The sequence below is a fragment of the Marinibacterium sp. SX1 genome (assembly GCF_050389775.1).
Lineage (GTDB): Bacteria > Pseudomonadota > Alphaproteobacteria > Rhodobacterales > Rhodobacteraceae > Marinibacterium.
Genome location: NZ_CP177144.1, coordinates 4,212,613 through 4,224,889 on the forward strand (window position 1 = coordinate 4,212,613; position 12,277 = coordinate 4,224,889).

The 12,277-nt window shown below is 62.9% G+C and carries 11 protein-coding genes; 1 reads left to right on the plus strand and 10 read right to left on the minus strand.

Annotation, left to right across the window (positions count from 1 at the left end):
* Positions 1 to 48: 48 nt before the first annotated feature.
* Genes ACK3BB_RS19035 through ACK3BB_RS19070 form a run of 8 tightly spaced genes read right to left on the minus strand, consistent with a single transcriptional unit; the run spans position 49 to position 7,627 of the window.
* On the minus strand, positions 49 to 1,137 hold the full coding sequence (locus ACK3BB_RS19035) for a protein-glutamate methylesterase/protein-glutamine glutaminase (RefSeq protein ID WP_428926220.1): 1,089 nt from the start codon (positions 1,135 to 1,137) through the stop codon (positions 49 to 51).
* Between the two features lie 3 nt (positions 1,138 to 1,140).
* Entirely contained in the window at positions 1,141 to 2,004 is an 864-nt protein-coding gene (locus tag ACK3BB_RS19040) for a CheR family methyltransferase (RefSeq protein WP_428926221.1), read from the minus strand.
* Positions 2,005 to 2,015: 11 nt separating this feature from the next.
* The gene (locus ACK3BB_RS19045) at positions 2,016 to 2,552 is read right to left on the minus strand and encodes a chemotaxis protein CheW (protein WP_428926222.1); all 537 of its coding nucleotides are present in this window, start codon (positions 2,550 to 2,552) and stop codon (positions 2,016 to 2,018) included.
* A 17-nt stretch (positions 2,553 to 2,569) separates the two neighbouring features.
* Entirely contained in the window at positions 2,570 to 4,501 is a 1,932-nt protein-coding gene (locus ACK3BB_RS19050) for a methyl-accepting chemotaxis protein (RefSeq protein WP_428926223.1), read from the minus strand.
* A 20-nt stretch (positions 4,502 to 4,521) separates the two neighbouring features.
* Positions 4,522 to 5,004, minus strand: coding sequence for a chemotaxis protein CheW (locus tag ACK3BB_RS19055; RefSeq protein ID WP_428926224.1), 483 nt, complete (start codon positions 5,002 to 5,004; stop codon positions 4,522 to 4,524).
* Position 5,005: 1 nt separating this feature from the next.
* Positions 5,006 to 6,994 (minus strand): chemotaxis protein CheA, encoded by a 1,989-nt coding sequence (locus ACK3BB_RS19060; protein WP_428926225.1) that lies wholly within the window; start codon positions 6,992 to 6,994, stop codon positions 5,006 to 5,008.
* A 4-nt stretch (positions 6,995 to 6,998) separates the two neighbouring features.
* Positions 6,999 to 7,364, minus strand: a complete 366-nt coding sequence (locus ACK3BB_RS19065) for a response regulator (protein ID WP_428926226.1) — start codon at positions 7,362 to 7,364, stop codon at positions 6,999 to 7,001.
* A 14-nt stretch (positions 7,365 to 7,378) separates the two neighbouring features.
* A complete protein-coding gene (locus tag ACK3BB_RS19070) occupies positions 7,379 to 7,627 on the minus strand; it encodes a hypothetical protein (RefSeq protein ID WP_428926227.1) in 249 nt (82 codons plus the stop codon).
* A gap of 181 nt (positions 7,628 to 7,808) precedes the next feature.
* Between ACK3BB_RS19070 and ACK3BB_RS19075 the strand changes: the two genes are divergently transcribed.
* Positions 7,809 to 9,479, plus strand: a complete 1,671-nt coding sequence (locus tag ACK3BB_RS19075) for a hypothetical protein (protein ID WP_428926228.1) — start codon at positions 7,809 to 7,811, stop codon at positions 9,477 to 9,479.
* Positions 9,480 to 9,912: 433 nt separating this feature from the next.
* On the opposite strand, the gene ACK3BB_RS19080 is transcribed toward ACK3BB_RS19075, so the two are convergent.
* On the minus strand, positions 9,913 to 11,094 hold the full coding sequence (locus ACK3BB_RS19080) for a methyl-accepting chemotaxis protein (protein WP_428926229.1): 1,182 nt from the start codon (positions 11,092 to 11,094) through the stop codon (positions 9,913 to 9,915).
* A gap of 142 nt (positions 11,095 to 11,236) precedes the next feature.
* Complete coding sequence (locus ACK3BB_RS19085) at positions 11,237 to 12,241, minus strand: alginate lyase family protein (RefSeq protein WP_428926230.1); 1,005 nt, start codon at positions 12,239 to 12,241, stop codon at positions 11,237 to 11,239.
* Positions 12,242 to 12,277: the final 36 nt, after the last annotated feature.

A 12,277-nucleotide genomic window follows, 5' to 3' on the forward strand; every position in this document is an offset into this window, starting at 1 on the left:
TTACAAGGGCATGGGCCACCGGTCGAGCGGTGGGTGCAAGCACCCACCCTACGCATTGGCCAGGCGCACCGCAGCCTGCGCGATCTGGTCTAGGGGCAGTTCCTTTTCCACGCCGCCGGCCTTCATTGCTTCCTTCGGCATGCCGTAGACCACGCAAGTCGCCTCGTTCTGGCCGAGGGTGCGGGCCCCGGCATCGCGCATTTCGCGCAACCCCCGCGCTCCATCGTCGCCCATGCCCGTCATGATGACGCCCACGGCGTTCTTGCCCGCCACGCGCGCCACGGAACGGAACAGCACGTCAACAGAAGGCTTATGGCGCGACACCAGCGGGCCATCGCGGATTTCGACCCCGTAATTGGCGCCTGACCGGGTCAGCAGGGTGTGCAGGTTGCCCGGGGCGATCAGCGCATGGCCGCGCAGCATGCGGTCGCCATCACGGGCCTCTTTCACCGTGATGGCGCAGAGCCCGTCGAGCCGTTCGGCAAAGGCGCCGGTGAAAGTGCCCGGCATGTGCTGCACGACGATGATGGGCGGGCTGTCGAGAGGCATGGCCTCGAGCACGGCGCGCAGGGCTTCGGTGCCGCCGGTCGATGCGCCGATCGCCAGGATCTTTTCCGTCGTCCGTGCCATGGCCGCGCGGGCGCCGGGCGGGGCAAGCATGGCGTCCGCGGTCAGTTTCTTTTCGACCTTCATCATGGGTTGGCGCGGCTTGAGACGGGCCTGGGCCGCAGCCTTGACGGCCGTGCGGATGCGCTCGCAGCTTTCCTCGAAGAATTCGCGCACACCCAGCTCGGGCTTGCAGACCACATCAACGGCGCCGGCCTCAAGCGCCTGCATCAGCGTTTCGGATTGCTCGGAGACCAGCGATGAACACATGACAACCGGGATGGGTTTCTGGGCCATGAGCTTGCGCAGGAAGGTGATGCCATCCATGCGCGGCATCTCGACATCCAACGTGATCACATCCGGCAAGCGCCGCTTGATGCGTTCGGCCGCCGCCACCGGATCGGGCGCCGTGGCGATGACCTCGAGATCGGGATCTTCGGACAGGATGGTCTGCATCGTCTGGCGGACCACGGCGCTGTCATCGACGATCAGCACCTTGTAGGGCTTGGCGGGCGGGCGGTCGAAGGCCATCTGTCACACCTTTCGATAGATCGTCGGCCGCACCGTTTCCAACATGGGATGCGGACCGAGCGGCTCGGCATGGCCGGTGAAGAGAATTCCACCCGGCCGAAGGCGACCGGCAACATTGGAGACCACCCGGTTGCGCCCGTCTTCATCGAAGTAGATCAAGACGTTGCGCAAAAAGGCGATATCGGCACTGAACGGGGCCAGGCCCTTGAGATCCTGCAGGTTGACCCGCTGGAACCGGGCGCGGGCCCGCAGATCGGGCGCGATCCGGTAGATCGGGCACCCGTTGCGATCCCGCAGCTTGCGCGAGCGCAAGAGGAAGCGCGCGGCCCGGGATGGGGTGATCCCGGTGATTTCATCCTCGGCAAAGGTGGCCGCCGTGGCCCTTTGCAGGATCCGCTCCGAGATGTCCGTTCCGATCAATTGCCAATCGGTGGGCCCATGCCCCTTATCATTGCGTTCAGCCAGGATCATGCCCGCCGACCAAAGCTCGGCCCCTATGGACGCAGCCGCGCTCCAGACGACAAATGGCCCGCGATCACGACCCTCGAGCAAGCGGTCGATCCCTTCCTGTTCGAGCCAATCGTAGTGGCGGTGTTCCCGGAAGAAGCTGGTCGTGTGTGTGGTCAGCGCTTCGACGAGGTGGCGGACCTCTTCGCCGGCAGAATCGCGCGACAAGACCTGTAGATAGCCTTCGAAACTGTCGAGGCTGAGCGCGGCAAGCCGGCGCCCGACACGCAGCCGCACGAATTCCAGTTTCCCCGCATCGATGCGAATACCGGAGATCTGTTCCGCCCGGGCCACGATCGCTCGTGCAAGGTCCGGGGTCAACTCGGATTGCGCCGCCGGCATGATGGATTGGGATGACATCTTTGCCGATATCAATCGAAGTCAAATGGCCCGGGCGTGTCCGTCTTGCAGAGGATACGCTCGATTTCCAGGATCATGGCGATACCGTCATCGGTGCGCAGCATGCCTCCAGCAACATCACACCGCCAATCCGACATTGTTTCAGGCACCGGTTCGATATCCGTGTTGGCCATTTCCCGGACCCGCAGCACCTTTTCGGCAACAACGCCCAGCGAGGTTGTCGCCTCACCATTGGGGAATTCGAAGACAATAATACGAGCGTCTTCGTTCCGTGCGGGCGGAGCGCCGATCTTGGCCGCAAGATCCACGATGGCGATGCCCTGACCGCGCAAATCAATCATGCCCAGTACATCATGAGGCGCATTGGGGAGCGGGCTGATATCGGTGAGGTCCAGGATCTCCTGTACACGGTGCACATCAACCGCAAAGACTTGGGTTCCCAGCACAAATGTCAGCACCGTGGGCGGTTGGCTATCCTCTTCACTCCTGTCATCGTCCGCCTCTTCGAAGCCAAATGGATCGAGCGTCATTTCCGAAACGTCACTCATGGTAGCCTCCACTGGTTTTACGACGCCTTTGACATCGGTTCGAACTCGCTGTCGGGGATGTCATCACTGAACAGGTCGAGCGCATATCCTTCCTCAGTCGGCCGATGGCGCGGCGCAGCAGGTTTCGCGGCAGTTGTCTGGGATTGGGTGGTCCCCTCGCCCGTATCTTTTGTTACTTTGGCAGGGATTGCCGCCGTCTTCTCCTTGGTCGAGAGCTTTCCGGCCCGACCGCCGCTTCCTGGTCCCGCCGCTATTGCCGTAGATTTTCCGCCGATGTGAGGAGACTCGGAGGATTTGTTTTTTCGTTCTGAGATCTCGCCAGGCGCAATCTTGTATTGGCCGATAGAGCCGCGCAGTTTGGTCGCCTGCTCCGCCAGGTCCTGGCTAACGCCGGCCGAATGTGTCGCAGCAGCCGCGTTCTGTTGAATGACAGCATCCAGTTCCTGGATCGCCGTATTGATCTGATCCGCCCCGATACTCTGCTCTCGCGTCGCCGCAGACACTTCGCGAACAAGATCCGACGTGCGCTGGATCGCAGGCAGCAATTCCTTCAACTTTCGACCGGCAACTTCGCTGACCTTCAATGTCTCGCTGGACAGTTCACCGATCTCCGCCGCGGCATTCTGACTTCGCTCCGCGAGCTTTCGCACTTCCGAGGCCACTACGGCAAAACCCTTGCCGTGATTTCCGGCCCGTGCGGCCTCCACCGCCGCGTTCAAAGCCAACAGGTCGGTCTGGCGCGCAATCTCTTGCACAATGGTGATTTTCGCCGCGATGATCTTCATTGCTTCCACGGCCTTTTCCACAGCCGCACCACTCTCTCTGGCTTCTTCACTGGCCTGGCTTGCAATCTTTTCGGTCTGTTCCGCATTCTCGGTCGAATGGCGAATATTGGAGGACATTTCCTCCATTGCCGCGCTGGCCTGCTCTGCGGCAGCGGCCTGTTGCGACGTGCCTGCATTCAGCTTTTGGGACGTGTCGTTGACCGCCTGCGCGCTCGCCGCAACGTTTTGGGCATTGGCGGTCATGTCCCCCATGACACCGCGCAACCGCGCGACCATCCGCTGCAGCGATTGCCCCAGTTGATCTTCTGCGGACCGAGGCTGAGCATCAACGGTCAGGTCACCATCCGCGATTCGATCTGCGACACGCGCCATTCCGGACAATTGAGCATTCATGTCGGCCATGGCAGCCAGCAATGCACCGATCTCGTCGTCATGGCGACTTGCGCAATCCACGTTCGGATTGCCTTGCGCCACCTTCGCGACAACACTTGCGGCCCGTTTGAGACCACCCGAGATGAGCATCGACATCCAAACCGCAGCCGCAATGCCGATCACAACAGCCAAAGCAGCCACGGCAACCACGATCGTGACCGACGCATCATAGATTTCCTGCGTGCGGGCCTGATCCTCCTCCATGAGACGAATGTGCCGTTCGGTGATGCGGGCCAAAATCCCCTGAGCTTCGGTCAAGACATCCGTCGCCGGACCAAAGAGCAATTGCGTCGCCTGGGCCCGCTTGATCACTCGTTGACCGGAAGACTGCAGGCCTTCGACCGCCAGGTCGTGGATCTTCTTCTCCATGTCAGCAAATCGCGCCAGTGTCTGATCGAACTCGGCAAGATCCTCCAGATCCTCGGGTGTGGCGACCTCTTTCAACCGTCTGGCTAATTCAGCCACGGCCGCCATCTGCTCGCGCGCCTTGCTGTCGGCCTCTTCGATAGCCTCGAAGTCGGACAGCAGGACAATTCGCGCCTGCGTGTTTGCGAAGGCGTCTATTTCCGCGGTCATCTCGACCGGCAACCGGGCAGCATCCGCGGAGATATCCACGAAATGGCGTAGCGCATGATTGAATTCGGCGAACCGCGACACCGCCACCAGGCACAGCGCGGCCATCAGGGCGAGCACGATCCCGAAACTCACCGACAATTTCGCCTTGATCGTCATTTGTGATCCTCCGTTTCAGGCTACGCAGCCTGCGCGGCGTTGGGTGCGAAAAGAGTTTCGGTTTCCAGTAGCACCACCAGGTCACCGTCGCGCCGTATGGCCCCGCGCAGATAGATTTGCGGCCAACTGGCCCCCAGGTCAGGAACCTTCTCAATCTTGGTCAGATCTGCTTCGATCACCTTTTCCACCGCGTCGGCACTAAAGGCGATCTTGGTCGGGCTGCCATCGACGCAATGCTCGACAACGATCATGCGCGACGTCTCCAGCCCTTCGGCAGGGCCCATGCGAAGCCTTCGTCGCACCTCGATCACCGGCACGACAACGCCACGCACGTTGATAAGCCCCGGGGCAAATGGATCCGCATTCGGAACCATCGTCGGATCCTGCGGGTCGAGGATTTCGTGAACCGAATTGACGGACACCCCGAAACTCTCGCCCTCCAATCGGAAGATCAGCAGCATGGACATGGCGTCTTCAACCGGCTGATTATGGATGACACTCATCTCAAGCCACCTTGCTCAGCGTTTCGCTGTGCCGCGATTCCGCCCAGCGCACGAGCGTAGCCACGTCGATGATGATGGCCACGCGCCCATCGCCGAGAATGGTGGCTCCGCCCAGCCCGGGCAGATCGCGGTGATAGGCGCTGAGGCTCTTGATCACGGTCTGCCCCTGACCAAGGATGTCATCGACAACCAAGCCGATCCGCTGGCCACCAACACAGACAACGACCACCCGTCGTCGAGTCTCTTCACTCGGTGGCAGTCCGAAGATGCGATCCAATGGCAGGTACGGAACGACATGTTCGCGGATCTGCAGAACCGAACGGCCGCTTGTCCGCCCCGTCTCGGCTGCATCCATTTCGACGCATTCTTCGACCGCCGAAAGCGGGATGACATATATGGAAGCTCCAAGCCGCACGCGCAGACCGTCGATAATAGCCATGGTTACCGGCAAGCGCAGTGTCACCCGTGTGCCCTGCCCCTCTCGGGACACCACGTCGATACTGCCGCCCAGACTGTCGATCGTGCTGCGCACCGCATCCATGCCGACCCCACGCCCTGATACCGAGGAAACGGTTTCAGCCGTCGAGAACCCCGGCTCGAAAATCAGGTTTTGCAGATCGCGTTCGCTCAGGTCGTCTTCGGCCTCGATCAAACCGCGATCAATGGCCTTGCGTCGAATGGCATCGGTCTGGAGCCCGCCACCATTGTCTTCGATGGCAATGATGATCTCGCCGCCTTCCTGCCGGGCCGACAACCGTACGATCCCTTGGTTCGGCTTGCCCGCCGCAGTGCGTGCCTCGGCCGTCTCGATCCCGTGATCAATCGAGTTTCGGATCATGTGAACCAGCGGATCACCGATGCAATCGATGACATTCTTGTCGACTTCGGTCTCACCGCCGCGGGTCACCAGGCGGACATCCTTGCCGAGCTCTTGCGACAGGTCGCGCACCACCCGGCGAAACTTGCCAAAAACGGTCTCGATAGGCAGCATCCGGATAGACAGCGTCGCATCGCGCAGCCCAAGAACGAGCCGGCCGACCTCTTCGACCACCGCATCAAGTGTTGAATCGCCCAACCGCTCCGACACGGCATCCAGGCGCGCCTGGGCGATGACCAATTCACCGATACTGTCCATCATGTCGTCCAGCCGCGACGAGGCGACGCGAATGTTCTCGGTCTTGCTTTCCACCCGCGTCGGAGGGCGGGCGGCCGGCTCATCGGCAGCCCCCAAGTTAGGCCCGATTTGCTCTGGATCTGTCGGGGTCTGGCTTTGTGGATCTGCGGCTTCTATCAACAGATCGGCGTCATCAGCGAAGATGAAGACATCCTCCACCGCCGCGCGGCCGGCCGTCGTTTCCACGACGATCACCCAAGTCAGATAGGCCTCGGTCGGGTCGAGTTCGGTCAGATCATGCAGATCAGCCCCCTCGAAACGCACATCCACGGCACCAAGCTCATTCAACTCGCGCAGCAAAAGATCCGGCCGCATCCCGTTGCGCAGGGATTCGGGCAAGGGTTTGAAGCGTATTGAAAAACGCTCCATTGCCTCATCCGTTTCCATGCGGGTTGTGCTGGGGTCGCTCGCGGAAACGGTCGGTTTCGCTGACAGCGTCAGGGATTGTATCCGGTCAATCAACTGGCCGGTTTCCCGAGATTGTGACAGAGCCTCGCTCTCGGGGCCGTCACCTCCCAAGGCGAGAAACCGCACCATCAGATCACGTGCTTCAAGCGACAGATCGATCAGGTTCCTGTCGATCGGCAGATCGCCGGCACGGACCAGTTCGAACGCATTTTCAAAGTGATGTGTAAAATGGGCCAGGACCGTATAGCCAAACATGGCCCCAGATCCCTTGACCGTATGCAACCCGCGGAACACGGCGTCCACCGTCTTCTGATCGTGCTGCTCTTCCAGGCCGAGGATCAGGTCCTCTAGCTCGGAGAGGATTTCCTGCGCCTCCTGTACAAAGGCCGCGACGGCTTGTTCGATCATCCTGTTACCCCAGCAACTTACGCGTGACGGCGATCAGCTTGTCGGCATCGAACGGCTTGTTGATCCAGCCCGTCGCGCCGGCGGCCTTGCCCCTGGCCTTCATGTCCGGCGCGGACTCCGTCGTGAGCATGACGATGGGAATCCCGCTGCCCGCGGCATCACCGCGCGCCTTGGAAATGAATTCCAGGCCATCCATGACCGGCATGTTCAGATCAGTGATCACCAAGGCGGGCCGGTTCGCGCGCAACTTGTCCAGCCCATCGGCGCCGTTTTCGGCCCCCACCACCCGATACCCTTCCGGTTCCAGCGTAAAGGTCACCATGTCGCGCACGGCCTTGCTGTCATCGATTGTCAGAATCGTCTTGCTCATGGGCAGGTCCTGTCTCAGGCGCTGGCTTTGTCGAGAAGAGCGGTCGCGTTGGGGCCGAATGTCATGTCGATCCCGTCGTCCTTCGCGCTGCGCGCCGTGGCGAAGAGCAATTGCAATGCGATCTGGGTGGCATCCGTGCCGGACACTTCGAGTGAAGCGGCGGCATCGCTGGCGGTTTTTTGGCCCAGCCAAGATTGCAACCGGTCGCAAAATTCCCGGGCCGAGGCGACGTCGAGGTCGCCCGGCAAAAGCATGTCGGTCATTCCGGATCCCTTCCAGATGGCGGAGCAAAGTCCCCATTTCTTCCGTCAGGGTAGTTCTCGGCCAAAAACCTTAAGGCATGGTTCCCGTGAATTTAGAATTGTGCCCTTTTCCAGCGGCATGGCTTTACCGGTTGTTTATCCCTGCCGGTCCATCTTCGGGCGAGGAGCGGGAAGCGATAACATGCAGGCATTCGACCTTGGCCATTCGGCCGCAACATCAGTGTCGCGACCGCAGGTCGGTGACCATGTGCGACTGTCCGGTGAGCTGGCCGCCGAAGCGGTGGCCGCCTTTGCGACCGTCATGGACGAATTGGGACGCATTCGGGAATTTCACGCCGAGATTTGCGGCAACCTCGACCAATTTTCGGATCTCGTCGCCAATGGCAACGGCGAAGATGACGCGATTGAAACCCTTGAGGCGGATGTCGACGCGCTGGCCACGGCCCTGCAACGCTTCTCGACCCTGGCGGTCAGCCCCGAGGCGCACCGCCGGTTGCGTTCGGTCAGGGGCGAGCTGGGCACCATCGATCAATGCGGGCAGGTCTTGACGGCCATCGCCTCGTTGATGGGCACGACGGTCGCTTCTCTGGGCCTAGGCAACCTTGGCGCCTTCATCAATGAGCTTCGCAAGACCGCCGACGACATACAGAATTCGGCCACGGCGGTGACCGGACACCTGGATCACCTGGACGAGCGCGGCGCCCGTCTGCTGAACAGCTGCAATCGAGCCGGCTTTGCCCTCGGGGCCTTGCCCGAAAGGGTGGCCGCCCCCCGCGACCGGCTGGACAAACTGGGTGCCGAGGAGCGTCGCGCGGCGGATGCGGTGACCGGGCGGGCCCGGCAATTGACGCAGGACGGGCGCCATCACCTGAAATCCTTTGTCTCCGCCATGCAGTTTTCCGATCGTCTGGCACAGAGGCTGGATCATCTGTCCGCGATGCTGGGCAATGCGGATGGCCATGTGGCGCGGCTGGCGGCGGCCCATGCGCAAAGCTGTTCAGATGACATTGCCGGCATCTCGGCCGAAGTACGCACCACGATGGGCCTGCTGGCCGAGCTCGGTCATGCCGGGGCGCAAGTCTTTTCAGAGGGCGAGTTGGCGCGAACGATTGCAGCCGCGCTGTCGGCCCGGGCCGACCTGACGCAATTGGTGACCGAGGAATTGTCATCGGTCCAGAAGGTGGTCGAAAACGCGCGGGCCGAGGCGGAATACACAACCGAAATGGCCACTGCGACCAATGCCAGTTTCGACGGTTTGAAAGACGCCTCGAAGAACCTGACCCTAGCCTCCTTCAATTCCATGCTGGTGTCCAACCGATACAGCAAGGCCTGCGGGCCGATGAAAGTGTTGTCGAAGGAAGTCCGTCAGATTGCCTCCGATTGCCTGGGTGCGGTCGACCGGGCACGCAGCAGCATCGGCGACATGACATCCGGCAGCGAAGCTGCCCAACAAGACCTGGTCACAGCCGCCGGTGCGCTGGAGGAACGGGTGGGCGAGTTTCGCGGGCGGACTTCGGCTGGCGAGCAACGGCTGGCGGACATCAATGCCATGCGGAAGACCTCGCAGGACTGCGCGCAGAACCTGCTCTACATGGTTGATGCCGTGACCGACAGCATGGCGCGGGTCGATCACGTCGGGGCCCGGCTGAGCACCCTTGCCACATCGCTGCTGGAGGCCCAGCAAACCGATGCGCCCGTGGACGCGGCGCGGATCAGCGCGATCTGGGACAGTTACACGATGGATGAAGAGCGCCAGGTTCATATCAAGGTCTTTCCCGACATCCCCGGCGCCGATCTCGCTGCGGGCCCGGCCGATACGGCGGATGACGATATCGACGACCTCTTGTTCTGACGGGGCGGCGGCCCTGCTTCTGACGGGATGTTGGCCCTGTACCTACCCAAAGGTGGTTGGGGCCGGGTTCCGGGCTCTTGAACAGTCCGAGTCCGGCTGTCGGACTGCTTTGAAGAGCTCTGAACCACGTTGATCCGGCTCGATCGACCGAACGTTTCCAGTGGCTCCTATTGATCCTTGCTCCGCTTTCCAAGCGGCTCCCGCCAGTGCGCTGTCCAGGCGGCACCCATCGCTTCGTCAGCGCCAAGGGGCAATGGCTTTCATGGCTCGCCAGACCATTGAAAGCCGTATCACCACACCCGTTCGGGACATCAGACAGGTTCAACACGGGACGCCCCTGTGTGTCCTGCCCAAATCCCCAAGACCCAACAAAAATGCCCGCCGCCCCCTTGCGGGGCCGGCGGGCGGCTTGGCTGGGAAGCATTCGAAATTGTCAGGCGGCGCGGGCTTCGGAGCCGTCGTTCTGGCGCACCAGGTTGCCGTCCTCGTCGCGGAACCCGTCGATCAGCTCGCGCAGGTTCTCGGCACTGTCGGTCAGCATGTTCGTCGTGCCCGCCGCCTTCTGGGCCGCGGCCGCATTGGCCTGGATGACCCGGTCCAGCTCGCTGATCGCCGAATTGATCTGTTCCGACCCGATCCGCTGTTCCTGGGTCGCCGCCGAAATCTCCTGCACCAGGTCGGCCGTGCGCTGGATTTCCGGCACCAGCGAGGTCAGCTCTTCGCCGGCCTTGCCCGAGGTTTCCGCCGTGGAGCGCGACAGCGACACGATCTCGTCGGCCGCAACCTGGCTGCGCTCGGCCAGGCGGCGCACCTCGGCCGCAACGATGGCAAAGCCGCGCCCGTGGGCGCCGGCCCGGGCGGCCTCGACCGCGGCATTCAGCGCCAGGAGGTCGGTCTGACGGGCGATTTCCTGAATGATGTTGATCTTCTCGGCAATCGTCTTCATCGCCTCGACCGCTTCCTGCACGATCTCGGCCGACGCCCGTGCCTGTTCGAGGGAACGGTTGGCGATCTTCTCGGTCTGGGCCGCGTTCTCGGCATTCTGGCGGATGTTCGCGGTCATCTCTTCCATCGACGAGCTGGCCTCCTGCGCCGCCGAAGCCTGTTCGGTCGCGCCCTCGCTTACCTTGGTCACCGCCGCGGACAGGTCCGTGCAGCCGCTCAGCACGTTGTCGGCGCTGAAACTGACCTGGCCCAGCAGGCTTTCCAGCGCCGCATATTCCGCCGTGATGTTGCGCACAAAGGCCGCGTAGCCCCAGGAATTGCCCACCCGCATCTTGGACAGCGCCAGCGACACCGACACTTCGGTGCCATCCTTGCGCACCAGTTGCAGATCCCGGCTGGACCCCACGATCTTGTCATGGCCGGTCCGCCGGTTGGCCTCGACATAATTGTCGTGGGGCGGCTGATGTTCGCGCGGCACCAGCATCTTGACGTTGTGGCCCAGCACCTCTTCGCGGCGATAGCCCCAAAGCTCTTCGGCCGCGCTGTTGAAGAAGATCACACGGTTCGACGTGTCGATCACGACCACCGCGTCGATCGCGTTTTCCAGCGTCGACATGGCCATGGCCGCCGGAAGCGTTTCCTTTTTGGGCGTCCGGTTCGAGAATCTCATGTGACATCCCTCGCTCGTCATCAATCGAGCGGAGGTTAGGAAATGTCCCTTTTCGAAACCCTAATCCTGCCCCGAAACCGCCCCGGCAAGTGGCTAAAATTCGACCGACCCACTTGAACGGCCTCGGCGGGCGGCACCCGGATCAACCCTCGCCGCCGTAGATCAGCGTCTGGTTGCCGCCCAGCTTGGAATAGCCCAGCGGGCGCATCGAGGCCGCGAGGGCGGCGATCTCGGGGTCGGGATCAAGGCGCAGGTAGGCTTCCAGCCAGGCCAGTTGCCAGGTGTCCAGCGTGTCGGACCCGTCGAAATAGCTTTGCACCTGGCCGGTGATCTCCGCACTCCGCGCGCCGTCCTGCAGATCCGACAGGCCAAAGCGCACGGCCCGGCCCAACGCCCCGTCGCAGCGGGCGGTCAGGTCCAGCCCGCCCTCCTTCAGCACCAGCGCGGCGGTCGTCAGCGGCGCCAGCGCATGCAGCTGATAATGCAGGGCATATTTGCCGCGCCGCATCTCCTGCGGCAGGCTGCCATCGGCATCGGCGCTGCACAGCACATAGGTCACCGACCAGGCGGCCCAGCCGAACATCACCGGGTCGTCGACCAGCCCGGCCGTGGCCGCCCCGGCCAGTGCCGCCCAGGCGCGCAGGTTGTTCTGGCTGGCCCGGTCGGGCGCGGTTTCCCAGAACACCATCTGGGCTTCCATGCGACGGGTCAGCCAGGCGCGGATGTCGTCCAGGTCGGGGCTGTCGGGGGCCAGCGGCGCGGCATGGCCGGCCATCAGCGCAAAGGCCGCCAGGCGCGACCCGATGGTCAGCTCGACCGTCCGCGTGCCCAGCTCGGCCAGGGCATCGGCCCGCGCCCAATCCCCCATCTGCGCCAGCAGGCAGGCCGCCCCTGCCCGGGCCTCGGCCGGATAGGCCGCCGACAGGGCGTCTTCGAGCTCGCCCGCCAGGTCCGAGATGAACCCGTCCAGCGGGTCCAGCGCGGCCTTGGCCGCCGCCTCGCGCTCTTCGTCCAGCGTCGCCCGGGCGGCGTCGCCCTCGGCGTAACGGCTTTCGAAGGCCAGGTTCAGCACGGGGGCCGGGGCCGCCGCGCAATCGGCCCGGGCGGCCAGCGGGGCAAGCCCCCCCGCGCCAAGGGCAAGGCCCATCACCAGGCCTGCCGCACTCCGTCGGGCGTATCCGGG

What these genes read in the sequence shown, in the direction of transcription:
- ACK3BB_RS19035 (WP_428926220.1), bottom strand. Translation starts at nt 1,137, where the DNA reads ATGGCCTTCGACCGCCCGCCCGCCAAGCCCTACAAGGTGCTGATCGTC.
- ACK3BB_RS19040 (WP_428926221.1), bottom strand. Translation starts at nt 2,004, where the DNA reads ATGTCATCCCAATCCATCATGCCGGCGGCGCAATCCGAGTTGACCCCG.
- ACK3BB_RS19045 (WP_428926222.1), bottom strand. Translation starts at nt 2,552, where the DNA reads ATGAGTGACGTTTCGGAAATGACGCTCGATCCATTTGGCTTCGAAGAG.
- ACK3BB_RS19050 (WP_428926223.1), bottom strand. Translation starts at nt 4,501, where the DNA reads ATGACGATCAAGGCGAAATTGTCGGTGAGTTTCGGGATCGTGCTCGCC.
- ACK3BB_RS19055 (WP_428926224.1), bottom strand. Translation starts at nt 5,004, where the DNA reads ATGAGTGTCATCCATAATCAGCCGGTTGAAGACGCCATGTCCATGCTG.
- ACK3BB_RS19060 (WP_428926225.1), bottom strand. Translation starts at nt 6,994, where the DNA reads ATGATCGAACAAGCCGTCGCGGCCTTTGTACAGGAGGCGCAGGAAATC.
- ACK3BB_RS19065 (WP_428926226.1), bottom strand. Translation starts at nt 7,364, where the DNA reads ATGAGCAAGACGATTCTGACAATCGATGACAGCAAGGCCGTGCGCGAC.
- ACK3BB_RS19070 (WP_428926227.1), bottom strand. Translation starts at nt 7,627, where the DNA reads ATGACCGACATGCTTTTGCCGGGCGACCTCGACGTCGCCTCGGCCCGG.
- ACK3BB_RS19075 (WP_428926228.1), top strand. Translation starts at nt 7,809, where the DNA reads ATGCAGGCATTCGACCTTGGCCATTCGGCCGCAACATCAGTGTCGCGA.
- ACK3BB_RS19080 (WP_428926229.1), bottom strand. Translation starts at nt 11,094, where the DNA reads ATGAGATTCTCGAACCGGACGCCCAAAAAGGAAACGCTTCCGGCGGCC.
- ACK3BB_RS19085 (WP_428926230.1), bottom strand. Translation starts at nt 12,241, where the DNA reads ATGGGCCTTGCCCTTGGCGCGGGGGGGCTTGCCCCGCTGGCCGCCCGG.